Annotated in this window: 18 protein-coding genes; 2 read left to right on the top strand and 16 right to left on the bottom strand. The window is 71.1% G+C overall.

Annotated elements, in window-relative coordinates:
• Positions 1-15: 15 nt before the first annotated feature.
• From NBH00_RS05965 to NBH00_RS05905, 13 genes are all read right to left on the bottom strand, one after another.
• Positions 16-534 carry a hypothetical protein gene (locus tag NBH00_RS05965; RefSeq protein WP_254572435.1) on the bottom strand — a complete coding sequence of 173 codons (519 nt, stop codon included), beginning with the start codon at positions 532-534 and terminating at the stop codon, positions 16-18.
• 37 nt (positions 535-571) lie between these two features.
• The gene (locus tag NBH00_RS05960; protein WP_254572434.1) at positions 572-1,270 is read right to left on the bottom strand and encodes a hypothetical protein; all 699 of its coding nucleotides are present in this window, start codon (positions 1,268-1,270) and stop codon (positions 572-574) included.
• Between the two features lie 9 nt (positions 1,271-1,279).
• Positions 1,280-2,122, bottom strand: a complete 843-nt coding sequence (locus NBH00_RS05955; RefSeq protein WP_254572433.1) for a TlpA family protein disulfide reductase — start codon at positions 2,120-2,122, stop codon at positions 1,280-1,282.
• Entirely contained in the window at positions 2,119-4,830 is a 2,712-nt protein-coding gene (locus NBH00_RS05950; RefSeq protein WP_254572432.1) for an MMPL family transporter, read from the bottom strand. The genes NBH00_RS05955 and NBH00_RS05950 overlap by 4 nt, the downstream gene beginning before the upstream one ends.
• A 56-nt stretch (positions 4,831-4,886) precedes the next feature.
• Positions 4,887-6,434 (bottom strand): MlaD family protein, encoded by a 1,548-nt coding sequence (locus NBH00_RS05945; RefSeq protein ID WP_254572431.1) that lies wholly within the window; start codon positions 6,432-6,434, stop codon positions 4,887-4,889.
• On the bottom strand, positions 6,434-7,783 hold the full coding sequence (locus NBH00_RS05940; protein WP_254572430.1) for an MlaD family protein: 1,350 nt from the start codon (positions 7,781-7,783) through the stop codon (positions 6,434-6,436). The genes NBH00_RS05945 and NBH00_RS05940 overlap by 1 nt, the downstream gene beginning before the upstream one ends.
• Positions 7,780-9,423 carry an MlaD family protein gene (locus NBH00_RS05935; protein WP_254572429.1) on the bottom strand — a complete coding sequence of 548 codons (1,644 nt, stop codon included), beginning with the start codon at positions 9,421-9,423 and terminating at the stop codon, positions 7,780-7,782. Before NBH00_RS05935 ends, NBH00_RS05940 begins: the two co-directional genes overlap by 4 nt.
• Complete coding sequence (locus NBH00_RS05930) at positions 9,420-10,838, bottom strand: MlaD family protein (RefSeq protein WP_254572428.1); 1,419 nt, start codon at positions 10,836-10,838, stop codon at positions 9,420-9,422. Before NBH00_RS05930 ends, NBH00_RS05935 begins: the two co-directional genes overlap by 4 nt.
• A complete protein-coding gene (locus NBH00_RS05925; protein WP_254572427.1) occupies positions 10,835-12,430 on the bottom strand; it encodes an MlaD family protein in 1,596 nt (531 codons plus the stop codon). The genes NBH00_RS05930 and NBH00_RS05925 overlap by 4 nt, the downstream gene beginning before the upstream one ends.
• Positions 12,427-13,758: an MlaD family protein gene (locus NBH00_RS05920; RefSeq protein ID WP_254572426.1), complete on the bottom strand. Its 1,332-nt coding sequence runs from the start codon at positions 13,756-13,758 to the stop codon at positions 12,427-12,429. Before NBH00_RS05920 ends, NBH00_RS05925 begins: the two co-directional genes overlap by 4 nt.
• 288 nt (positions 13,759-14,046) lie before the next feature.
• On the bottom strand, positions 14,047-15,228 hold the full coding sequence (locus tag NBH00_RS05915; RefSeq protein WP_254572425.1) for an ABC transporter ATP-binding protein: 1,182 nt from the start codon (positions 15,226-15,228) through the stop codon (positions 14,047-14,049).
• Positions 15,229-15,233: 5 nt separating this feature from the next.
• A complete protein-coding gene (locus NBH00_RS05910) occupies positions 15,234-16,028 on the bottom strand; it encodes an ABC transporter permease (protein ID WP_254572424.1) in 795 nt (264 codons plus the stop codon).
• Positions 16,029-16,062: 34 nt separating this feature from the next.
• Positions 16,063-16,803, bottom strand: coding sequence for an MlaE family ABC transporter permease (locus NBH00_RS05905; RefSeq protein ID WP_354701194.1), 741 nt, complete (start codon positions 16,801-16,803; stop codon positions 16,063-16,065).
• Between the two features lie 202 nt (positions 16,804-17,005).
• On the opposite strand from NBH00_RS05905, the gene NBH00_RS05900 reads away from it, so the two are divergent.
• Positions 17,006-17,581, top strand: coding sequence for a COG1361 family protein (locus NBH00_RS05900; RefSeq protein WP_254572423.1), 576 nt, complete (start codon positions 17,006-17,008; stop codon positions 17,579-17,581).
• Between the two features lie 94 nt (positions 17,582-17,675).
• On the opposite strand, the gene NBH00_RS05895 is transcribed toward NBH00_RS05900, so the two are convergent.
• The 3 genes from NBH00_RS05895 to NBH00_RS05885 all read right to left on the bottom strand — a co-directional run bounded on the left by NBH00_RS05895 (position 17,676) and on the right by NBH00_RS05885 (position 20,860).
• A complete protein-coding gene (locus tag NBH00_RS05895) occupies positions 17,676-18,896 on the bottom strand; it encodes a PucR family transcriptional regulator (protein ID WP_254572422.1) in 1,221 nt (406 codons plus the stop codon).
• Positions 18,897-19,037: 141 nt separating this feature from the next.
• Complete coding sequence (locus NBH00_RS05890; protein WP_254572421.1) at positions 19,038-19,406, bottom strand: P-II family nitrogen regulator; 369 nt, start codon at positions 19,404-19,406, stop codon at positions 19,038-19,040.
• Entirely contained in the window at positions 19,403-20,860 is a 1,458-nt protein-coding gene (locus NBH00_RS05885; protein WP_254572420.1) for an ammonium transporter, read from the bottom strand. Before NBH00_RS05885 ends, NBH00_RS05890 begins: the two co-directional genes overlap by 4 nt.
• Before the next feature lie 299 nt (positions 20,861-21,159).
• On the opposite strand from NBH00_RS05885, the gene NBH00_RS05880 reads away from it, so the two are divergent.
• Positions 21,160-23,319: a glutamine synthetase III family protein gene (locus NBH00_RS05880; RefSeq protein WP_254572419.1), complete on the top strand. Its 2,160-nt coding sequence runs from the start codon at positions 21,160-21,162 to the stop codon at positions 23,317-23,319.
• Positions 23,320-23,386: the final 67 nt, after the last annotated feature.

Here is a 23,386-nt window from a genome sequence, read left to right as displayed (position 1 = left end):
GGGCTGACGCGGACGTCAGCCCCCGGGTAACGGGCAACCGCTGGAGAGCTTGACGTGCCACCAGCCGGCGAGCATGCCGATGAGGCCCACGCGCGGGCGCACCTGGTAGACGCCGCAGCCGCTCTCACCGAGGTCCTGCAGCGAGAGGCGCACGTACTTGTGCCGCTCGGGCTCGCGGAGCATCCGCTCGAGCAGGGCGCGGGCGTCGGCGTACTCGGCGCCGCGCTCGGCCACCTCGACGCGGGCCTCGCGGAGCTTCTCGGCGAGGTCGTCGCGGAGCAGCTCGAGGTCGCCCAGGCTCAGCAGCCGGGGGCCGCGGCCGCGCGCAGCCACGCGGTGCGGGACGCGGTCGCGCCCGAAGGCCTCGATGACGGTGTCGGCGAGGTCGCGCTCGAGGCGGGCGATCTGGGCGCGCAGGGCACGGCGGGCGGCGTGCTCCTCGGCGGGCGCCGGCGGCGCGACGGGCCGTGGGGCGACGGGGCCACCGGGACGGGCGGCCTGCGGGCGCTGCGTTGTCACGTCGAGCTGGTACACGGGCACTCCCTCTCCTCGTGGCAGCCTAGCGCCGGGGTCAGCGGGCGTCCAACGCCTCGGCGCACTGCCACAAGGCCTCCTCGACGTGGACCTCGGGGACACCCGCGACCTGGACGGTGAAGAGCCGGAGCGTGCGGGTCGCCGCGCCGGGCTCGGCGCGCGGCGCCAGGTCTCCGAAGAGGACGCCGAGCGCCGGGCCCGCGTCGGCGACGACCAGCCGGCCGGGCTCGAGGTCGTGCGCGTACTCACCCTCCCCCAGCCGCTCGCCGGTCCGGGCCAGGCGGATGCCGAGCGGCCCGTCGAGCGCCGCGGCGTCGATCGCCCAGACCGGTACCGACGTCTCCACGAGTGCGATCCGCTGCGCGTCGCGCAGGTGGCCCTGGGGCTTGAAGCCGCCGTCCATGAGCCGCTCGACGACGACGGCCTCGATCGGCGTGCGGGTCGTGTCCGGATCCAGGCCGATGTGCCGGAAGAAGACGCGGTAGGCGTGCGGGATCGGCTCGCGCCGGATGGCCACCGCCTGGGGCCCTGCGAACCGCCCGGAGAGGACGCGCAGCCGCTGCTCGAGGCCCGGCGGGGTCCGGCGTGACGGCGGCGACGGGACGTCCGCCCAGCGCAGGCGCAGCTCGGGGAACTCGGCGGCCACCGCGTGATCGATCCAGCCCTCGTGCAGGTCGAGCTCGAGCTCGGGCCGCGGCGGCTCCCCGTCCTCCTCGTCACGGCGCCGGCGGCCCACCACGGCTGGCTACACGTCCTTCGCCGGGATCGGGCGGCCGGCGACGAGCGCGTCGATCCGGGCCTTGAGGCGGCCCGGCGGCTGCTCGCCGAAGCTCGTCCCGGCGACGACACCGCCGCGCCGGATGTACGTCAGCTGCGGACAGATCGCGACGCTGTAGAGGTTCGCGAGCACACCGTCGTGGTCGTACCCGACGGGGAACGTCCAGCCGCGGCGGGCGATCTCCTTGCGCACGTCCCCGCGCGACCCGCGGATGGCGATTGCGGCGACCGCGAAGTCGTCGCGGCCGCGGTGGAGGCGCTCGAGCGTGTCGAGCTCGCGCCCGCAGGAGCTCCCGCGCGTGGCGAAGAACGCGAGCACGACGGGTCGGTCCCGGTACAGGTCGCAGATCGTCAGGACGTCCGGGCGGTGGATCGAGCAGGCGCGCACGTGCCCGGCGCGGCCCTGGTTCGTCCTGCGGGCGACGTTGACGTCGCCGGCGAGGTCGCTGGTCGCGAGCGGCGCCGCGAACGGCGGCGTGACCGTGCCGACCGCGACCCCCCGCGAGCCGGGCCCCTTGCTCGTGATCGTGTTCACCGACACGTAGGCGATGAGGAGGATCGCGACGACGCCGACGAACCACGTGTACTTCGTCGTCCCGACCGGTGGGCGCGGCGGGGGCGGCTTGCGCGTCAGGTCCGGCGGGGTGTCCGTGGAGATCCCGTAGGCCTCGAGGTCCGGGTCCCGCCGGTGGGCGTAGCGATCGGGATCGGCTGCGAGCGGTCCGGACGTGTCGCGCGCGGCGCCGGGCCGCCCGGGGTCGGGCCCGAACCCGAGCGGGCCGTCGTCGCGGGGCTTCTCGGGGTCGCTCATGGGACCGGGACCTCGGGGCGGCTCCCCACCGGCGCGGCGGGCCGGCGCTCACGCCCGCCGCGCCCGCGGCTCGGCGCGAGCGCGGCCGCGGCCCGGCGCTCGGCGAGCACGAGGACCGCCGGCAGGACGACGAGCACGCCGAGGAGCGACACGGCGAGGTCGATGACGGTCACCGCGCCGAAGTCGCGCAGCATGCGGATGTCCGACAGGACGAGGACGGCGAAGCCGGCGATCGCGGTGATGCCGGACGCGAGGACCGCCGAGCCGGTCGACGCGTACGCCCGCCGGAGCGCGCCCTCGACCGACAGGCCGCTGATCCGCTCGGTCCGGTAGCGCTCGGCGAGCAGGACGCTGAACTCCGTCGAGATCGCGATGACGAGCGCCCCGAGCGTCACCGACATCGGGTTGAGGGGCACCCCGGTGAGCGCGAGCACGAGCGCCGACCACCCGGTCGCGAAGGCGATCGGGACGAGCGGGAGGAGCGCGCGGCGGCTGCTGCGCAGCGCGACGAGCAGGACGAGCGCCACCGCGAGCAGGCCGGCGAGGAGCCCGAGCATCCGCCGCGGCGCGGAGGACACGTCGGCGTTCGCCTGGGCGGCGAGCACCGGCAGGCCGGCGAGGCGGACATGCACCCCGGCGGGCGGCTTCAGCTCACGGCGCATCTGCTCGATGACCTGCTGCTGACGGTGCAGCGGCATGAGCTTGATGCCGAACGCGAGTGTCGCCGTCCGCCGGTCCGGGGTCAGCACGCCCTGGCTGAAGTACGGCGGCACGGCGTCGAGCAGCGCCTTGACCGTCGCGGTCGTCTGCCCCTTGAGCCCCTGGCGGAAGAGGTCGGGGAGCGAGAAGGCCGGGCACAGCTGGACCGTCCCGCAGCCGCGGTCGGAGGTGTACCCGAACTGCTTCACGAGCCGCTGCTGGTAGTCGCTCATCCACTGCAGGACCTTGGGGTCGGTGAGCCGGTCGCTCGTGACGACGACGTCGATCTCGCCGCCGACCCCGGTCGAGGTCTCGAGCGCCCGCAGGTCCCGCAGCGCGGGCAGGTTCTGCGGCACGAGCTTCTGGACGTCGGACTCGACCGAGGCGCCGGTGTCGACGACCCACCCGACGACGGCGAGCGCCGCGGCGATCGCGATGACCCGCTGCGGCCGGCCGACGGCGAGCGCGACGGCCCGCTCGCCACCGGCGCGGATCCGGCGCCCGGTCCACGTCGTCGTGCCCGCGGCGAGACGCCCGGCCGGCCCGGCGGCGACGCGCCCCCGGAACCAGCGCCCGGCCCCCGCGAGCGCCGCGGCCGGGCTGCCCTGGGGCGCGCCCGCCGGGAGGTCGCCGGGCCGCAGGGCCTGGAGTGCCGTCCCGAGCGTCAGCGCGCAGAGCAGCGCGATGCCGATCCCGACGACGAGCAGCGCGCCGAACCCGCGCACCATCGGGACCGGGCTCAGGAGCAGGACGAGGAAGCCCGCGGCGGTCGCGGCCGCGGCGGTCGTGACGGTGGGCGCCCCCGCGCGCACGACCCGGCCGACCGCGGCGCGCAGGTCGCCCCGCCCGGCGCCGAGCTCCTCCAGCAGCCGCGACTGCAGCTGGATCGCGTAGTCGACCGCGAGGCCGATGAGCACCGGGAGGACGGCGATCGACGCCATCGTCAGGCGGGCGCCGCTGAGCCGCAGCAGGCCGAAGGTGATGCCCGTCGCGGCGAGGGCGACCACGAGCGGCGCGAGCCGCCGGCGGACGCGGAAGACGGCCGCGAGCGTGAGCGCCATGACGAGGAGCGCCGCGACGAGCAGCACGCTGATCGAGTGGGTGATCGACGTCGTGAGGTCGCTGACGATGACCGGCGCGCCGGTGACGACGTAGCGGCCCCCGCCGTTCGGGAGGCGCCACTCCTTCATCCGCGACGCCGCCCGGATGTTCGCGATCGCCGCCTTGCGCGCCATCTCGGAGAGGCCCGGCTTCATCCGCACCTGGATGAGCGCCGAGCCGGCCGTCGGGAAGATGTAGGCGAAGCGCGCCTTCGGGGTGCCCGCGGCCTTCGTGTCGTCGAAGACGAGCTTGGAGACGAAGCCCGGGTCGCTGATCGACGGGAGCTTCAGCCCGAGGCCGTACTGCGTGGCGAGCGTGTAGAGCTGCCTGATGAACTCGTTCTGCACGAGGTCGGACGCCTGACCCGCGAGCTGCTCCTGGCGCTTCTTCGAGTACCCGCGCGCCGCCGCGATCTTCCGCGCGGCCTCCGCCGCCGCCTCGGCCTGCTGCGTCGCGGCCTGCTGCTGGGCGTTGAACTGGTCCTGCAGCTGCGTCACCGACGTGTTGATGAACGTGCCCGGGCCGAAGACGACCTTCGCGGGCTTCGTCCGCGCCAGGCGGGCGCACGGTCCGTTCTTCGGCCCGTACGCCTGCTTGCCCGCCGGGACGTTGCCGGCGAGGCACCCCTCGAGGCCGATGAGCCGCTGCAGGTCGCTCGTCAGGACGAGGTCGGTCAGGCGCTCCTTGACGAGCACGTAGACCGCGTCGTCGCCGAACTTGCGATGGAAGTCGGCGGACGCCTGGTAGGTCGGCGAGGACCGCGAGATGAACGTGTCGTCGGCCGACGTCGGCCGGAGCCCGAGCGCGGCGATCCCGCCGCCGAGCCCGAGGGCGAGGACGACCCCTCCGACGAGCAGCGGCCGGCGGGCGGCCAGGGCCATGACGGCGCCGAGAACGCGGGTCAGCACGGATGGGACTCTAGACCGGACACCGTGTCCGCCGCGTCAGCACCCGCGGGTGCGGGTCACCGCTTGGCGGTGTGCGCGCCGCGGGCGACCGCGCCGCCGGAGGCGGTCACCTGCGGGAACGTGGAGGTGTGCCCGTTGACCGTGAAGGGTGCCTGCTTGATGCACGGCGGGGCCGGCGTCCCGGCACCGGACCCGGCGCCCACCGACGACAGGACCGACTTCAGCTGCGTGGCGAGCGCGCTGCCCCCGAGGAGCTGCGCGATCCCGGTGAGCGGCGCGAGGACCGGCAGCGGCCCGTTCTTGCACTGGCGGTCCTCGTAGACCTCCAGGCCGGTGGCGAGCTTGTCGAACATGCCGGGCTGCGCGTACGGGTTCGGCCGGTTCGTCGAGAGCCGCTTGGAGTAGAGCGCGAGGTTCTCGAGGTTGATCGGGTTCGTCGTCCGCAGGTAGTGGACGGGGTTCGGGTCCCCGGCCGCCTGGTTCACCGACTGCGTCGACGCCACCGTGTTCGCGAAGAACGACGTGATCTCGCGCTTGTAGAGCCCGAGGAACGAGAGGATCGGGTTGAGCTGGCGCAGCACCGGGTCGATCTCGCCGAGCACCGGGTGCAGCTCGTCGAGGAACTTCTGCGTCGCCGGCAGACCGGTCTTCGACACCTTGATGAGCGGGTCGAGGTCGCGGAAGAGCGCCTTGAGGTCCGGCGCGAGCGCCGAGAGGTCGACGAGCGTCGGGGAGATCTGGCGGGCCGCGGGGCGCAGCTGGGTGATGAGCGGGTTCGTCGCCCGTGCGAACGTCGTCAGGCGGTTGAGCGTCGCCGTCGACTCCTTCTCGAACGTCGGCAGCGCCCGGAACGTGTCCTGGAGCTCGCGGTCGCGGCGGGCGGTCGTCGCGAAGACCGTGTTGCCGTTCTGGATGAGCGACGCCAGCTGGCCGCGGCGCTCGGAGAGCGCATCGAAGACGACGCCCGTGTTGCGGACGAGACGCCGCACCGCGGCGGACTGCGTGTTGAGGATCTCGAGGAGGTTGTTCGTGTCCTCGGCGAAGGGCGCGAGGTTGCCGAGCGCGTCGTTGATGTCGCGGCCGCGGGCGGTCGTGCCGATCGCGAGCTGCTGCATCCAGTTCTGGAAGGCGGCGCGCGTGCGCGGGTCGAAGGCGCGGAAGATCTCGTCGAGCTCGACGGTGGCGGCCACCTGGCCGTCGGGGAGCGTGCCGCCGTCGGCGACCCACCCCGCCCGTTTGCCGTTGCCGGGCGTGAGCTCGACGTACGTCTCGCCGAGGAGCGTCTTCTGCCGCAGGATCGCGCGGGTGTCCTTCGCGATCGGCGCGTACTTCGGGTCGATCTGGATGACCGTCCGGGCGCGACCGGTCTTCTTGTCGGGGTCGATCGCCTTGACCTTGCCGACGGAGACGCCGGAGATGCGCACGTCCGCCTCCTTCGCGAGCTGCGTCGCCTCGGCGAACGAGGTCGTGAAGCGGTAGCCCTTGGCCTGGAGGGGCACGGGGCCGCCGAACGCGAGCCAGAGGAAGAGCAGCAGGCCGAAGCACGACAGCGCGAAGCCGACCATCGTGAGGATCCGGCCGAGGGTGGGCGCCTGCTTCGGCATTACTTCGTCGCTCCGGTCGGCTGGCTCGTCGTCGGGCAGACGGAGGACTGCTCGACCGGGTTCAGGAGCCCGACGAGGAGGCCGAGCTGCGGGTTGACCTTCTTCAGCTGGTCGAGCGTGGCGAGCCCCGTGCAGCTCACGACGAGCAGGCCGCGGCGGGTGACGCCGTTGGCGTCGCCGTTGCCGAAGATCGTGTCGCCGAGGTGGTTCGCCCAGCCGATCCACCAGAGGTAGCTGTTGTTGCCGTCCCCGGGCTTGTCGTACGCGAGCTCGTTGAGCAGGTAGTTCACGACCGAGAACGTCGTGGTGAGGTTCGGGGTCACCGCGGCGAGGTCGCGGGCGGCCGGGCGCAGGGCGCGGACCGTCGGCCGGGCGTCGCGGGCGAACGGGCGCAGCTGCGTGCGGATGACCGGCTCGGTCTTCGCGAGGAACGGGCGTGTCGCCTTCAGCGCCGGGCCGAGGGCCCGGGCGCCCGGGCGCAGGTCGCCGAGCGTCGGCCCGAGGACCTTCGCGAGCTTGTCCGCCTTCTGCAGGCCGGTGTTCGTCGCCTGAAGCGTCGGCGGGAGCTGGCGCAGCGCGTCGCGCAGGTGCGCGTCCTGATCGGCAAAGGCCTTGAAGACGACGTTCGACGCGCTGACGAGGCTCGTGAGCTGCTGGTCCTTCCCGGCGAGGGCCTCGGAGAGCAGCCGGAAGTTGTGCACGGTCCGCGCGATGTTGCGGCGACGCTCGGCGAGCTTCTTCGTGATCTTCAGGATGTCGCGGCTCGTCGGGTCGAAGCGCTTGACCGAGGCGGCGAGCTGGCGGCCCTGGCCGCGGAGGCCCTGCCCGGCGCCGCCGATGAGCAGCTGGAGGTACTGCCGCGTGTCACCGTCGAGCGACGCGAGCACCTCGTCGAGGTTGACGTTCGCGAGCGTCTGGGAGACCGGGATCCAGCTCTTGCCGTTCGTCGGGAGCTCACCCGTGCGACGCGATCCGGGCGTGAGCTGGAGCACCATGTCGTTCAGGCCGGTCTTCGGCCGCACGAGGATGGTGGCGTCGCGGTAGATCGGCGTGAACTTCTTGCGGATCTTCATCGTCACGACCGCACGACCGTCGACGAGGTCGACCTTCGCGATCTCGCCGACCGGGATGCCGGCGACGTCGACGGTCTGTCCCTGCCCCGGGGTGATCGACTGCGCCGTCGGGAGCTCCGCCTTGTAGTCGACGAAGTCCGAGCCGGCGAGCGGGACCCAGTGCGGCAGGTGGAAGCGCTGCTGGGAGAGGATGTAGCCGCCGACCACGGCCGCGATGACGGCGAGGCCGATGATCGCGCCGAAGAACGGTGCGTACTCCTTGATCGCGCGCTTCACTTGCCGGCCCTCGCGGTGCGGAAGGGGTTCAGGCGCGAGGCGATCTCGTCGGTGAGCGACGTCTTGCCGCTGCTCGTCGCGGGGCTCGCCGGGGCCCCGGCGGACCGGACCTGGGCGACGGCCTCACGGGCGACCGCGGAGGTCGCGGGCGCGCTGCGCGTCGCGGTGCTGCCGTCGGCGGGCCCGACGGTCGCGGTGTTGAAGTCCGGCACTCGCTGGTCCTTGCACGGCACGTCGGGGTTGTACGGCGGGCGGTGGCCCGGGTAGGCCGGCCGCGTCCCCATGGCCTTCGAGTTCGACTTGCCGAAGAACGTGTCGCCGAGCGCCCCGCCGATCTTGCCGGTCGAGATCGTCTGGTCGCCGCCGCCGACGGCGAAGCGGACGTAGCCCCCGTTGCCGTCGAAGTTCATGCCCTCGCCGGCGAGACCGACCATGGCGTACCAGAACTCCTTGTAGTTCTCGGCGCCGGTGGAGAGCGCGCCGTCGTCGATCTTCTCGTCGCCGGCGGGGAGCACGACCTTCGTCGCGCACTGGGCGACGAGATCGATCTGCGGGAGGAGCTTCAGCGAGGTGTCGACGACCTTCGAGAGGTTCGCGGTCGTCGGGCGCAGGTCCTGGGTCAGGCCGCGCAGCTCGCTCTGCTGCAGGAGGCCTCGGGTCTGCCGGATCCACGGGAAGGCGGCCTTGATCGTCGCCGGGGTCTCGCGGACGCCCGGCAGGATGTCGCGGGCGAAGGCGCGGGTGTTCGGGAAGGCCGCGTCGAGGCTCGTGAGCGCGCCCTTCGCCGTGCTGAGCGTCGGGCCGAGGAGACGCACGGTCGACTTCAGCGAGCCCGACTCCGACGCGAGCGACGCCATCGTCGTGTTGAAGTTCGTGACGAAGCCCTGCAGGTCGCTCTCGTTGCGGTCCAGCGCCTTCGTCACGGTGCCGAGCCCGTGGATGAGGCGCCCGAGATCGTGCTGCTGCGTGCCGAGCGTCGCCTCGTTGACGATCGAGAGGTTCTTCAGGGCGTCGCCGCCGGTGCGCAGCGAGGAGTTCAGCGCCTGGGCGCCGGTCTTGCCGCGGACGTCCGGGTCCTGCTGGGCGTCCTCGGCGGCCGACGGCTTGACGGTGAGCCCGTCGCCGAAGCCCTTCAGCGCCGCCTGCAGGTCGTCGCGCGAGCTCGCCTGCAGCGCCGTGAGGACCTGGTCGAGCTGCACCGGTGTCGCGGTCTGCGTCACCGGGATCGTGTCGCCGTCGCCGATCGTCGGCGTCTGGGGCGTACCGGGCTTCAGGTCGACGAAGAAGTTGCCCTCGAGGAAGATGCGCGGCCGGATCTTCAGCGTCGCGTCCTTGTGGATCGGCAGCGCCTTGTCCTGGAGCTCCATCGTCACGACCGCGGCGGTCGTGCCGGGCTCGCGCTGGACGTCCTTGACCTTGCCGACGTTCACGCCGGCGATGCGGACCGGCGAGTTCTTGCGGATCGAGTTGGCCTCGGTGAAGACGGCCTTCACGCGGAAGCCGTGCGTGAAGGGCACGTGCTTCGTGAACCCGAGGTACGTCAGGACGACGATGACGCCGAGGACGAGGGCCCCGACGGTGACGGGGTTCGCGCCTCCGTGGCGACGACGCATGCGGGCGGTTGCCTTGCGGTCGGTCATCGGCTGCGGTCGATCTTCGTGGTCTCGGTCGTGAGACCCTGGTTGCCGGGGACGTTCCCGATGACCTTCTGGCCCGCGATGTACGTCTCGTTGCCGGCCTCGCACTCCTGCGTCTCGCCGGGCGCCGCGGTGTTCGGGTACGGGTTCGTGTGCAGGAAGTTGTCCTTCAGCGGCCCGTTCGCCGGCTGCGAGGACGTGCCGCCCTCGGAGTTCGGGCCCTGCGGCGTCGCGACGATGATGAAGCGCTGGCCGGTGCCGTTCGTGTCACCGACGGAGAGCAGGCTCGACACGTTGCGGAACCAGAGCGTCGCGTAGTTGCAGACGGTCTGGGTCGGCTTCAGGAAGGCGATCGGCGGGCCGAGGATCTTCGCCGTGTTCGAGAGGTCGTTGACGCCGAGCGAGACCATCGGGTCGGTCGCGAAGCGGCGGAGGGCTTCGAACGTCGGCTTCAGGCGCCGGTTCAGCGCGACCGAGCGGCGCAGGGTCCCGGTGCCGACGACGAGCGCGCTCGACAGGATCGGCGCCGCCGTGCGCAGCGAGCGGACGCCCGGGCGCAGGTCGGCGAAGAACCGCTGGGTGTTCAGGAGGAACGGGCGCTGGACCGGGAGGGCGCGGATCGCCGCGTCCTGCGCCGGGACGCCACCGGTGATCGAGTCCTGGATGTACGGCCGCGCGACCTGCGCGAGGGCGCGGAAGGTCGTGTCGAGGTTGACGAAGAGCGAGGCCTGCGTCGCGGCGACCGGCGCCGTCTCGCTCGCGGTCCGCTCGAGCGCGGGGAACAGCCGGGCGAGCTTCGACGCGGGGCTCGCGAGGTTGCGCATGACCGGGACGAGGTTGCGCAGCGCCGGGTTGAGGCTCTGGATCGCCTGGTTCAGGTCCGTGCCGCGGCCGGCGAGCGCGGTGCCGAACTCCTTGAGGTTCGTGCGTGAGGCGGCGCGGGTCCTGGCGTCGAAGGTGCTCAGGACCTCGTCGAACTCGACGGGCTTCGGGGTCGCCTGCCCGAGCGGGACCGTCGCGCCGTCGGCGAAGCCCTGCTTGCTCGTGCCCTTCGTGATCTCGACGTACTTCAGCCCGAGCGCGGACTTCGAGCGGACGAGGACCGTCGAGTCCTTCGGGAGCGGCTTGATCGTCGTCTCGAGCTTGAGGCTGAGCCGCGCCGTCACCGAGCCGTCCGGGTGGTTGACCGGGTCGATCGAGTCGACGAGGCCGACGCGGGCGCCGCCGACGCGCACCTCGTTGCCTTTCACGAGGTTCGCGGCGTTCGGGAGGTTGACCTTCAGCGAGTACGTCGGCACGAACGGCAGGCCGCTGTTGGCGTTGTAGGCGAGGAAGACCGCCACGACGATGACGAGGATCGTCGCCGCGCCGATGAGCACGGGGTTCGCCGCGATGGAGGCAGAGCCGCGGCGCCTCACGGGCCACCCCCCAGGAGGTAGTCGAGGAGCGAGGAGGTGCCGGCCTGCGCGCCGCCGGACGGCGGGGCCGCCGCGGTCGTCCCGGTGCTCGCCGGGGCCGGGCTCGGCGACGGTGACGCCGTCGGGGCGGGCGCGCCGCCGGGCAGCACCTGAGCCGGCAGCTGCAGCGCGGGCGCGGCCGCGGACCGGCGGCGGCTGCTCGCCGTCCGCTTCGTGCCGGACGTCGTCGTCGTCTTCCCGAGGGCCTCGGCCGGCGTCATGCCGCGCAGGACGGCCGCCTCACGGGCGAGCGCCGGGGTCCGGCCACCGCCGGCGGCGGACGCGAGCGCCGCGCGGGCGGACGTGCCCCGCACGGCGGCGGCGCTGTTGAACTTCGAGAGGCAGGACGGATCGGGCTCGGTCGCGTAGATCGAGCACGTGTTCACGAGCAGCTGGGCGCGCAGGTAATGGCCTGCGGCGTCGAACCCGTTGATCGCGGCCACCTGGTAGAAGATGTAGTCCATCGCGCGCTCGATGCCGCCCGTGTCGCGGAGGCTCGTCGTGATGTCCTTGAGGTCCTGCGCGAGCGGCTTGCTCTTCGCCGCGAACGTCTTCAGGTCGCCGACGATGCCGCGGCTCTTCAGCAGCGCGGTGCGGCCGGGGACCGACGCCTGGCCGAGCGAGACGAGCGACGGCGTGGCCGAGCGGGAGAACGGCCCGAGCTGGCTGATGAGCCGGTTGATGCTCGGCGCCTGGCTGCCGAGGTCCTGGAGGACCGGGGTGGCCTGGTCGGAGAGGCCGCCAAGGCGCTGCATCGTCGGGCGCAGCTGCGTGAGCAGCGTCGGCAGGCGCTGGATGTTCTTCTCGAGGTCGGTCTTGCGCTCCGCCGTCGCCGAGGCGACCTTGTCGGCCTGGGCGACGAAGTCGGCGACCTTCGTACGCTCACGAGCGAGCGGCGCGAGGTTCGTGTCCGAGTCGCGGGCGAGGTCCGCGAGGACCTTGTCCTGGGAGCCGAGGATCTTCAGGACGCGGTCGGTCTCGCGCAGGCCGGGGTCGGCGTTGCGGATGACCTGGCGCAGGTCGGCGCCGCGACCGGCGAGGCCGGTGCCGAACTCGTTGAGGAGGATCGAGAGCCGCTGGCGGTACGGGAGCCGCATGATGTTCCCGATGAGGTCGATGTCGACCGCGCGGCCGTTGTTCGCGGCGGGCAGGAGGTACTCCCCCTTGCCGGGGCCGGACTTGATCTTCTCGAGCGGCGCCGCCGGCTGGGCACCGGTGACGCGCGGCTGCGTCGGCGTGCACTCGACGTACTTCTCGCCGATGAGCGACTGCGGGCGGATGAGGCAGCTCGCGTCCTTGCGGAAGTCCTGGAAGCCGGCGCGCGTGATGTCGATCGTGACGGCCGCCTTCTGGTCGGCGGTGACGTCGAGGCCCGAGATCTTGCCGACCTTGACGCCGGCGATCTTCACGTCCTCGCCGGTGATGACCGAGAACGCGTTGTCGAAGATCACCCGGACCTTGTAGTGCGAGGACGAGTCGCCCGCACCCGTGCCGAGGCTCGCGAGGGCGACGAGGACCGACCCGAGGGCGGCGATGGCGAGGATCCGCTTCATGGCCCGGGGAGCACCTGGGTCGGATCGCAGTCGAGCTTGCCGTCGCTGTCGCGGAAGACCGTCGTCTGGTCGGCGGGCGTCTGGCTCGCGGCCTCGGGGCAGCGGCGGTACTGCCCGGAGACGAGGCCGATGGCGCGGGCGTTGGTCCCGGCCGGCACGAGCGTCTGGTTGTTGAGGTTGAAGGCGTTGAAGATCGGCTGGATGCGCGCGTAGTGGCCGTTGGCGTCGTAGGCCGACGAGTTCTGGCCGAAGTCGCGGATCCAGCCGACGAGGTCCGGTGCGTAGGGCCGGATGAAGCTCAGGACCGGCGTGCTCTTGCGGAACGCGGCGACGCTGTCGGCGAACGCGGGCTTCGCGGTGCGCTCGAGGCGCGGCGCCTTCTGCAGCAGCTCGATGAGGTCGTTGCTCGCCCCGGGCCGGCGGATGAGGTTGCGCAGGTCCTTGATCGTCGGCCGGGCGTCGGCGACGAGCGGGCGCAGGCGGGCGAAGAACGGGGCGAGGTCCTTCGTGGCCGGCTTGGACGCGGAGACGAGCGTGTCGAGGTCGTCGAGCGTCGAGCGGAGGTTCACGAAGGTCGTGTTGGCCTGGCGGAGCGTCCCGGGCAGCAGGCCGAGGGCCTGCTCGAGGCCGGTGTTCTCCGAGGCGACGGCGCTGCTGACGGTGTTCGAGTTCGAGACGAGGCCGGCGAGCTGGTCGCGGCGGGCGGCGAGCGCCGTCACGACGCGGGAGGAGCTCACGACGAAGTCGGTGAAGACCTTCTGGTCGCCGACGAGCTCGTTCACGAGCCGCGAGGACGTCGAGAGCGCGGGGCTGAAGTACTTCGCGCCCTTGTTCGCGTCCTTGCCCGCGTTGTCGTACCACGTCGACGACCCCTGGATGACGTCGTCGAGCGCCTTGCGCGTCGGCTTGTCGAAGGTGTTGAAGAGCTGGTCGAGGTCGACCGGCGCGGTGCCCGCGGTCGCCGCCAGCGCGGCGCCGTCCTCGAGCTTCGGCCCGTTGTCGGGGCCGGGCGTCAGCGCGATGTAGCGGTTCGCGATCCCGGACAGCGACGTGGCGCGGATGATCGCCTTCGTGCCCTTGTGCAGCGGCGCGAAGCCGTTGTCGAGCTCGATCGTGATCTTCGCCCGGTTGTCGTTCGTCAGCTCGATCTTCTTGACGTTGCCGACGCGGCGACCGCCGATCTGCACGTCGTCGCCCTTCACGAGCTGCCCCGCGTTCTCGAACGTCAGCGTGTACTTCGTCACCGAGCCGCTGCCGAGCAGCACGACCGCCACGACGACGACCGCGAGCACGAGCGCGCCCGCGCCGAAGAGCCGGGCAGGGGTCATGCCGGGATCCTGCTCGGCGCGCCGCAGCGCGCTCGGTATGGAGAAAGGTGGGTCACGTGACGGTTGGGGTCCGCAGCCTTGCGGAGTCTGCCTCGAAGATGTTGAACACGGGTTAAGGCGGGCTTTAGGTGCGCCGTCCGGGCGCGAGCCTACGTCATGTGACGGTCGGCGTGCGCCAGAACCGGTACGAGCGTGCCACTGCGCGCGGACGGGACGGTTCGGGGCCTGACGTGATGCCGCCAGGTCGCCTGCGCGGCGCCCGGCGGCCCGGCCCTGTGGCGCCGCGTGCTACTCCATGCCGAGGGGGCCCTGGGACTCGCCGGAGAGGAACTGCCGCACGAACGCGTTGTCGCTGTTGAACAGCTCCTCCGCCGGCCCCGACTCCACGATCCGGCCCTTCCACAGCACGCTGATGTGCTCCGCGACCCGGCGCGCGGTCATGATGTCGTGCGTGATCAGGGTGAACGCCGGCAGCGGCCCGCCGCTCTCCTGACGCTGCTGCATCACCTCTTCGTGGATCTCCTGGATCAGCTCGCCCAGGAGCGCGGTGCGGACCGGGTCAAGCCCCGAGTCGGGCTCGTCGAACAGGACGATGTCCGGATCCAGCACCAGGGCGCGGGCGAACCCCGCGCGCTTGCGCATCCCGCCGGACAGCTCGTTGGGGAACTTGTCCCCCGCGAACCCGAGCCCGACCTCGTCGAGCCGCGAGGAGACCGTCGCGACGATCTCCTCCTCCGCCTTGTCGGTGTGCTGGCGCAGCGGGAACGCGACGTTGTCGAACACGTTCATCGACCCGAAGAGCGCCCCGTCCTGGAACAGGACCCCGAACTTCTTGCGCATCTCGAAGAGGTCGTCGTCGGGCATGTTCGGCACCGACTCACCGTGCACGAGCACATCACCCTGATCGGGATACAGCAGCCCGACCATGTGCTTGATGCACACGCTCTTCCCGGTACCGGACGGCCCCAGGATCATCGAGATCTTCCCCTCCGGAAGACCCATGTTCAGGCCCCGCAGGATCTTGTTGCGGCCAAAGGCCTTGTGGACGTCGATGAACTCCACCGCATCCGGCATCCCGTGCGGACGCACCAGACCCGTATGCCACGCATACTCATCCGTCGGGTCCACGGGCGGCTCGTTGACGACCGACACGCGCTTGGGCGCGTCCGCCTCCTTGCCCGCGCCCATGACGGCGAAGCCGGGGGCGACGATCGGCTCGCGCTTCGGCGCCTCGGCCTGCGCGGGCTCGGGCGCGGCGGTGGCCGGCTCCTCCCACCCGAGATCGTCCTCGGGCTCGGCGGGCGCCGACGCGGCGGGATGCACGACCGTCGGCTCGGCGGAGGCCGGCTCGTCGTGGAAGATCGAGGGCGGCGACGCCTGGGCGGCGTCGCGCACGTCGCGGTCCTCCGGGCGTTCCGGCTGCCCCTCGTCGTCGTTCCTGTCCCGGCCGATACGCGGAATACGCGGCATGTCTCTCATCCTCCGATCGGGGCGCGTGGGTTCGCGCCCCAGAAAAGCTGGGTCCCGAGCATCCCGATGAGATGCACGAAGACGATGTTCAAGACCATGGACTTGGCCGTGGCCGTCCCCACCCCTACCGGGCCGCCACTGGCGTTGTAGCCGTAGTAGCACCCGACCAACACGATGCCCGTGGCCATGACCATGGCCTTGAGCAGACTGAACAGCAGGTCCGGCGGATTCTGGAACATCCAGAAGATGAGGAAGAAGCCGCCGGAGGAAACCTCTCCGATCTGCTGCACGACCGCAAGGTAGGAGGCGAAGAAGCCCGCGCCGATCGCGGCGATGTACATGAACGGGAGCACGAGCCAGGCCGCGAGCAGCCGGGTCGCGCAGAGGAAGGTGACGGAGTTGAAGCCCATGACCTCCAGGGCGTCGATCTCGTCGGAGATCCGCATCGAGCCGAGCTCGGCGACGATGCCGGTGCCGACCTTCGCGGCCATCATGTAGCCGAAGGCGTAGGGCACGAGCTCGCGCAGGTCGCACCACGCGGCGAACACGCCCGCGTACGCCGGGGCGCCGACGGAGCGGTCGAAGTACGCACCCTCGATCCCGCACTGCAGGCCGATGATGAACACCAGGCCCCAGATGACGAGGGTCGAGGAGAGGATGAGGATGCCGCACTGGCGGAGCGCCTCACCGAAGAAGCGGAAGACGCGCAGGCCGTAGACCTGGCCCACGATCTTGCCGCAGAACTTGGACATCTCGCCGAAGGTGGCGATCCAGTCCTTGGGTACCGCGAGCCAGCCCATCAGGCACCCGCCTCCGTCGTGTCGTTCGTGCGCGTCACTTGATCACCGTGATCTCGGGATGCGTGGCGAGCAGCGTCTGCGTGAAGACGTAGTTGAAGGCGAAGACGCCGAGGAAGGCGATGACGACGGCCTGGTTGACCGCGCGGCCCACGCCGGCGGCGCCGCCGGACGCGGTCATCCCCTTGTAGCAGCAGACGATCGCGATGATCGCCCCGAAGAGCGTGCACTTCACGAGCGAGCCCCACAGGTCCGTCACCGACGCGTTCGTGAAGAACGTCGCCCAGAACGGGCCGAGCGGCGCGCCGTTGACGAGCGTCGCGAGGATCCCGCCGAAGATGCCGAACAGCAGCGCGTAGACGTCGAAGAGACCGGTGACGACCATGAGCGCGAGGAAGCGCGGGACGACGAGGTTCTTCACCGGGTCGACGCCGAGCACCTGCAGCGCGTCGAGCTCCTCGCGGATCTTGCGGGCGCCGAGGTCGGCGGTGATCGCCGTCCCCGCCACGCCGGCGAGCACGATCGCGACGACGAACGGCGCGAACTCGCGGATCGACGCGAGGACGAAGAAGCCGCCGAGGCGGTCGAGCGCCCCGAACAGCACGAGGAAGTTCGCCGCCTGCAGGCCGGGCGCGCCGTAGCCGAACGCGACCGTCGACACGAGCAGCGGGAACCAGCACAGCCGCAGCGCGAAGAGGAACTGCGACACGAATTCACCCCCGTACGGATACGGAGGGCGGAGTGCCGACACGATGGTCTTGCCAGTCAGGATCATCATGTCCCCGACTTCTTCCAGCACGCTCTTCGTCGGAAGAAACGCTCGATCGGCGACCGTCCTGACCACTGCTTCGACCCTCCTCAGGGACCTTCGTCCGCCCCGCCTCTCTGCGGGAGCAGCGTCACCATATGCGACGCGCCGGATCCGTGCCAACGTGCAACCGTCCACTCCCGTACGTTCGCCGTGGTAGGTTCGCGCCGGGATGAGAGCAAAGAGAGGGATCGCCATCGTCGGCCTCGTGCCGCTGGCCGCGCTGGCCGCGGGGTGCGGAGGCGGCGAGCGCCAGGACAAGCACGAGCCGAGCGGCAACTTCGCCGTCGAGGTGACCCGCGCGTCGTTCCCGGCGAAGCAGACGCTCGCGGAGCCGACGAAGCTCTCCATCCAGGTCAAGAACACCGATTCGAAGCCGCTTCCGAACGTCGCGGTCACGGTCGACTCCTTCTCCAAGGCGACGAACGAACCCGGGCTCGCCGACCCGAACCGCCCCGTCTGGATCGTCGACCAGGGCCCGGTCGGCGGCGACACGGCGTACGTGAACACCTGGGCGCTCGGCACGCTCGCTCCCGGGGCGACGCGGACGTTCACCTGGAAGGTCACCGCGATCCAACCGGGCACGCAGACGGTGCGCTACCGGATCTCCCCCGGCCTGACCGGCAAGGCGAAGGTCGCCGACGCGAACAAGACGAGCGGCTCCTTCACCGTCGCGATCTCCAGGCGTCCCGCGCAGGCGCGCGTGAACCCGGACACCGGCGCGGTCATCCGCAGCAGCGGGCAGTAGCGGCCGGGACCTGTTCGCGGCGGCGGGACGTTCGCCCCCTGGCGAGCTCCCGGCCGAGATGGGCGCGGTCAAGCCCCCCGGGGGCGGACCGCGATCATTTCGGCAGTCGCGGCGCGATGATGCGGTAGGCCTTGAGGCCGAGCCCGAGGCGCTCGCGGTCCTCGCTGAGCATCGGGTCGAGCTGCGTGAGCTCCTTCACGCGCTCCAGCCGGTAGGCGACCGTGTGCCGGTGGGCGTAGATCGCCGCCGCCGTCGCGTTCATGTTGCAGTTCTGCTCGAGGTAGGACTCGAGCGTCCCGACGAGGTCGGTGCGGTACTGGTCGTCGTAGCGGACGATCGGCGCCACGGTGTCCTCGTAGAACGACCGCACCTCCTCGGGGTGCGAGGCGAGGACGCGGAAGAGCAGCCGGTAGGTGCCGGTCCCGATGTCCTGGGCGATCGGGGCGTCGCTCTGGCGCAGGACCTCGAGGACGAGCTCGGCCTCCTGCACGGCGCGGGAGAACTCCCCCGGGTCGGCGTAGAAGCTCGAGAGGCCGACGGTGCCGTGCCGGCGCAGCCGCTCGGCGAGGCGGCGGCCGCGCTCGAGCGTCGCCTCGGGGGCGTCGTCGCCGCCGGTCGCCGGGAGGACCGCGTAGACGCGGTCGTCCATGTGCTGGGCGAGCGCGCCGGGGTACTCGCCGCCGATGAGGGCGACGACGTGCCGCGGGCGGTCCGTCGTCAGCTCGGCGCAGAGCACCACGGCGCCGCGCGAGAGGTCGCAGCCGAGGCGCCCGGCCCGGCGGACGATCTCGCGCGGCTCGAGGTCCGGCCGCGAGCGGAGGTCCTCGAGGAAGGAGCCGCGCAGGTTCTGCTCGACCTCCTCCTTCGCCTCCTCGATCGCGACCTCGGTGAGCGAGGCGACGGCGGCGAGGTGGAGGTACTCCGCCGCGTCGGCGGTCGGCGTGCCGCCGGCGAGCAGGATGACGGCGCCGACGACGTCGTCGCCCGAGGCGATCGGCACCTCGGTCACGATGCTCGGCGGCACGGGACCCGGCCGGTCCTTCGCGCGGTCGGCGACGTAGCGGCGCAGGGCGGCCTGCTCGTCGTCGGAGGGCGCGGGCTGCGAGGTGGCGGAGACCCCGACGGCGATGGCGCCAAGGCGCGGGATGACGATCGCGACCGGGGCGCCCGCGGCGTCCGCGGCGAGGCGGGCGACGCGATCGAGGCCGTCGCCGCCGAGCACCGCCTCGACCATCTGCAGGTGGATCTCGCGAAGACGCTGGACGAGGCCGTCGGGCGGCGGGGTCGACGTGCCGTGGCTGGGGGCGGCGGACAAGGGGAGGATGTGGTGGTGGTTCCTGGCGAGGGGGACGGGCGGGGTGACGCGGGTACGGCGGCGGTGCGGCGGACGGGTTCCGCGGGACAGGGGCTCGGCCTCGGCCTGGCTCCCGCCCGCGGACACGTCGTGCGTCCGGAGCTAGGCGGTGGCCGCCGCGTCCGGATGGGCCTGGAGGATGTCCTCACCGGACTCGCCGGTGCGGACCCGGTAGGCCTCTTCCACCGGGCAGACGAACACCTTGCCGTCGCCCACCGCGCCTGTGCGGCCGTGCTTGAGGATCGTGTCGACGATCGTCTGCACGTCGCCCTCGGCGACCACGCACTCCAGCTTCACCTTCGGCCGGAGGTAGTTGGTCAGCTCCGCGCCGCGGTAGCGCTCCGTGATGCCCTTCTGCCGGCCGGACCCCTTGACCTCGCTGATGGTCAGCGAGGGGAAGCCCAGCCCGAGGAGCTCGAGCCGGATCGGCTCGAACGCCTCGTGGCGGATGTACGCCTCGATCTTCTTCATGCGGGCACCTCCTGCGTGCTCGTGGTGGACGAGGCTGAGTACACAGCCTTCGGCATGGCACCGTAGCCCACGAGCTCAGGGGCGGGGATGAACTGCTCCGGGTACCCGTACATGCCGTGCTCGGAGATGTCGAGGCCGGCGTCCTCCTCGTCCTCCGACACCCGCATGCCGTAGGTCGCCTTGATGATCGCGAAGATCAGATAGGAGGCCACGAACACCACGCCGAACACGACCGCCACGCAGATGGCCTGACGGCCGAGCTGGGTGAAGTTGCCCGTGTACACGAGCCCGCCGTCACCGACGGTGTTGAAGGCGGCCAGGGACGGCACCGTGAAGATGCCGCAGGCCAGGGTGCCCCAGATACCGCAGAGGCCGTGGGCGGTGAGCGCGCCGACCGGGTCGTCGATCTTCTTGTCGATCGCGTAGACGCCGAGCGGGACGATGACGCCCGCGATGAAGCCGATCACGACGCCGCCCCACGAGGAGACGTAGCCGGAGCCGGCGGTGATCGCGACGAGGGCGCCGATCGCGCCGTTGCCGGCCATGCCGATGTCGATCGTCTTCGTGACCTTGTACGCGGTGAGGATGGCGCCGATGACGCCGGCGGCCGCCGCGAGGTTCGTCACGACGACGACCTGCGTGAAGCGACCGTCGAGCGCGTTGAGGGTCGAGCCCGGGTTGAACCCGAACCAGCCGAACCACAGCACGAGGCAGGCGAGGCCGAACAGCGGCATGTTGTGGCCGGGGATCGCCCGCGGCTTGCCATCGGGGCCGAACTTGCCCTTGCGCGGCCCGAGGTGGAGGACCGCCGCCAGGGCGCCGGTCGCGCCGATCAGGTGGACCGCCGAGGAGCCGGCGAAGTCCTGCGCGTGGACCTTCGTCTGCAGCCAGCCGCCGCCGAAGACCCAGCCCGAGACGATCGGGTAGATGACGGCCGCGAAGATCGTGCCGTAGATGACGTAGACGCCGAACTTGATGCGCTCCAGGGTCGTGCCCCAGACGATCGCGAGCGACACGGCGCAGAAGACGAACTGGAAGAAGAACTTCGCCTGTATCGTGGCGTCCGAGAAGCCCATGATCGGGAAGGTCTTCAGCGGATCGCTGAAGCCCTGGAGGAAGAACCCGTGGGTCCCGATGACGTGGTTGGCGGGACCACCGAACGCGAACGCGAAGCCCACGGCCCAGTAGGCGAGAGCAGCGATCGAGAAGTTGGTGAGGATCTTCGCGACGACGGTGCCGGCGTTCTTCCCGCGGGAGAAGCCGATCTCGAGGAACATGAAGCCGACCTGCATGAACATGACGAGCAGTCCGGCGACGATCACCCACGTCGAGTTGATGCCGACGGAGTCCGGGAACCCCTTGTCCGGCGGGAGCGCCTGGAAGTAGTTCTGGGCCGACGCCACGGTCGGGGTGATCAGCATGGCCAACAGGCCGAAGGTGAGCCCGCGGGCCACCGTTGTACGTCGCATACGTCCTCCTGGGTCGAGTAGCGGACCGCATACTCCGCCTCGGGCCCTGCGACCTCTTTAGCCCCGTGTCGAAAGATCGGCAGGGGGGTTTCGCCAGCCGGTCGATCGCCGTTCTCCGGCCTGTCCTACGCGGGGGCGAACCCGCTTCGCGACCTTTTGGCCACCGGGATAAGGTGCCGATGGCGAGAGCGATCTACTGTGCCGTGCTCGTCACGCGCGCGGTGTGGCCCGTCTGTGACCCGCGACGCCTGGATCCGAACCCTTCAGGAGGACTGAAGCCCCCAATGAACAAGACCCGTCAGCACAACGTCTACGCCGCCCAGTGGAGCGCCAACGGCGGCGCACTGGGGTCGACGGACCTCACCCTCCCCGGCGCGTCGGTCTTCGGCGAGAACGTCTTCTCCACCGCCGTCCAGCGCGAGCGTCTGCCCAAGGGTGCGTTCAAGGCCCTCCAGGCCGCCCTCGCCGAGGGGACCGGGCTCGACGCCGGCCTCGCCGACACCGTCGCGCAGGCGATGCGCGAGTGGGCGATGGAGAAGGGCGCGACGCACTACACGCACTGGTTCCAGCCGCTGACGAACCTCACCGCCGAGAAGCACGACGGCTTCTTCGAGCCGGTCGGCGACGGCACGGCCATGGCGGAGTTCTCGGGCAAGGAGCTCATCCAGGGCGAGCCGGACGCGTCCTCCTTCCCCACGGGCGGCCTGCGCGTGACCTTCGAGGCCCGCGGCTACACCGCGTGGGACCCGACGTCCCCGGCGTTCGTCATGCCGAACCCGAACGGCGCCCTGCTCTGCATCCCCACGGCGTTCGTGTCGTGGACCGGTGAGGCGCTCGACCACAAGATCCCGCTGCTGCGCTCGATGGACGCGCTGTCGAACGCCGGCATCAAGGCGCTCCAGCTCCTCGGCGAGACCGACGCCTCGCGGATCTACACGACGGTCGGCCCGGAGCAGGAGTACTTCCTCATCGACGAGCAGTACTACTTCGAGCGCCCCGACCTCTACACGACGGGCCGCACGCTCTTCGGCGCCCAGCCGCCCAAGGGCCAGGAGCTCGACGAGCACTACTTCGGCTCGATCCCCGAGCGCGTCCTCGCGTACATGATGGAGGTCGAGGAGGAGCTGTCGAAGCTCGGCATCCCGATCAAGACCCGTCACAACGAGGTCGCCCCGGCCCAGTACGAGCTCGCGCCGATCTTCGAGAACTCGAACATCTCGTCCGATCACCAGCAGCTCACGATGCAGGTCCTGCAGAACGTCGCGCGCAAGTACGGCCTCATCTGCCTCCTGCACGAGAAGCCGTTCGCCGGCGTCAACGGCTCGGGCAAGCACAACAACTGGGCGATGGGGACCGACACCGGTCACAACCTCCTCGCTCCCGGCGACACCCCGGAGACGAACGCGCAGTTCCTGTTCTTCTGCGCCGCCGTCATCAAGGCGGTCAAGAAGCACCAGGCGCTCCTGCGCGCGTCGGTCGCGAACGTCGGCCAGGACCACCGCCTCGGCGCGAACGAGGCGCCGCCGGCGATCATCTCGATCTTCCTCGGCAAGGAGCTCGAGAACGCCTTCGAGATGATCGCGACGGGCAAGGGCACCGGCGTCAAGAAGGGCCTCATGGGGCTCGGCACCGACGTCCTCCCGCAGCTGCCGAAGGACGGCGGCGACCGCAACCGCACCTCGCCGTTCGCGTTCACCGGCAACCGCTTCGAGTTCCGCGCGGTCGGGTCGAGCATGTCGCTCGGCTTCGTGAACACGGTCCTCAACACGATCACCGCCGAGTCGCTCGATGAGCTCACCGGGCAGCTCTCCAAGGAGCTCAAGACCGCCAAGGGCGACATCTTCAAGGCGGTCTCGGCCGTCGTGAAGGAGGTCTGGGCGGCCGACAAGGAGATCTGCTTCGACGGCAACGGCTACTCGGAGGCGTGGCACAAGGAGGCCGAGAAGCGCGGCCTCTACAACCTGCCGACGACCCCCGACGCGCTTCCGTGGATCATCAACAAGCAGACCGTCGACACGTTCAAGAAGTACAAGGTCCTCTCCAAGCGCGAGCTCGAGTCCCGGTACGAGGTCTTCGTCGAGCAGTACTCGTCGAAGCTCAACATCGAGGCCGAGACGACCGCGACGATGGCCCGCACGATGATCCTCCCGGCGGCCCTCCGCCAGGCGGAGCTCCTGCGCCACGCCGGCTCCGGCCCGGGCCTCACCCGCCTGAGCGAGGAGCTCGCCGCGCTCACCGAGGAGCTCATCGACGGGATCTTCGTCCTCGAGAAGGCCAACGACCACGACGGCCCCGACGGCGGCGTGAAGCACGCGACCTACATGCGTGACACCGTGATCCCCGCGATGACGACCGTCCGCAGCGCGGCGGACAGGCTCGAGCGGATCGTCGCCGACGACTTCTGGCCGATCCCGAAGTACTCGGAGATGCTGTTCATCAAGTAGCGCCTCCGCAGCACCCGGTCGCGCGCGAGACCCCTGCTCCGGCGGGGGTCTCGTGCGTTCGGGGATG

This window comes from Paraconexibacter antarcticus (assembly GCF_024220175.1).
GTDB lineage: Bacteria > Actinomycetota > Thermoleophilia > Solirubrobacterales > Solirubrobacteraceae > Paraconexibacter > Paraconexibacter antarcticus.
The sequence above is the reverse complement of the archived record's forward strand: the minus strand, read 5'-3'. Positions and strand labels throughout refer to the sequence as shown.

Coding starts and splice junctions, on each gene's coding strand:
- NBH00_RS05915 (WP_254572425.1), bottom strand. CDS start 15,228: ATGCCGCGTATTCCGCGTATCGGCCGGGACAGGAACGACGACGAGGGG.
- NBH00_RS05890 (WP_254572421.1), bottom strand. CDS start 19,406: ATGAAGAAGATCGAGGCGTACATCCGCCACGAGGCGTTCGAGCCGATC.
- NBH00_RS05920 (WP_254572426.1), bottom strand. CDS start 13,758: ATGACCCCTGCCCGGCTCTTCGGCGCGGGCGCGCTCGTGCTCGCGGTC.
- NBH00_RS05955 (WP_254572433.1), bottom strand. CDS start 2,122: ATGAGCGACCCCGAGAAGCCCCGCGACGACGGCCCGCTCGGGTTCGGG.
- NBH00_RS05900 (WP_254572423.1), top strand. CDS start 17,006: ATGAGAGCAAAGAGAGGGATCGCCATCGTCGGCCTCGTGCCGCTGGCC.
- NBH00_RS05935 (WP_254572429.1), bottom strand. CDS start 9,423: ATGACCGACCGCAAGGCAACCGCCCGCATGCGTCGTCGCCACGGAGGC.
- NBH00_RS05905 (WP_354701194.1), bottom strand. CDS start 16,803: ATGATGATCCTGACTGGCAAGACCATCGTGTCGGCACTCCGCCCTCCG.
- NBH00_RS05880 (WP_254572419.1), top strand. CDS start 21,160: ATGAACAAGACCCGTCAGCACAACGTCTACGCCGCCCAGTGGAGCGCC.
- NBH00_RS05925 (WP_254572427.1), bottom strand. CDS start 12,430: ATGAAGCGGATCCTCGCCATCGCCGCCCTCGGGTCGGTCCTCGTCGCC.
- NBH00_RS05910 (WP_254572424.1), bottom strand. CDS start 16,028: ATGGGCTGGCTCGCGGTACCCAAGGACTGGATCGCCACCTTCGGCGAG.
- NBH00_RS05945 (WP_254572431.1), bottom strand. CDS start 6,434: ATGCCGAAGCAGGCGCCCACCCTCGGCCGGATCCTCACGATGGTCGGC.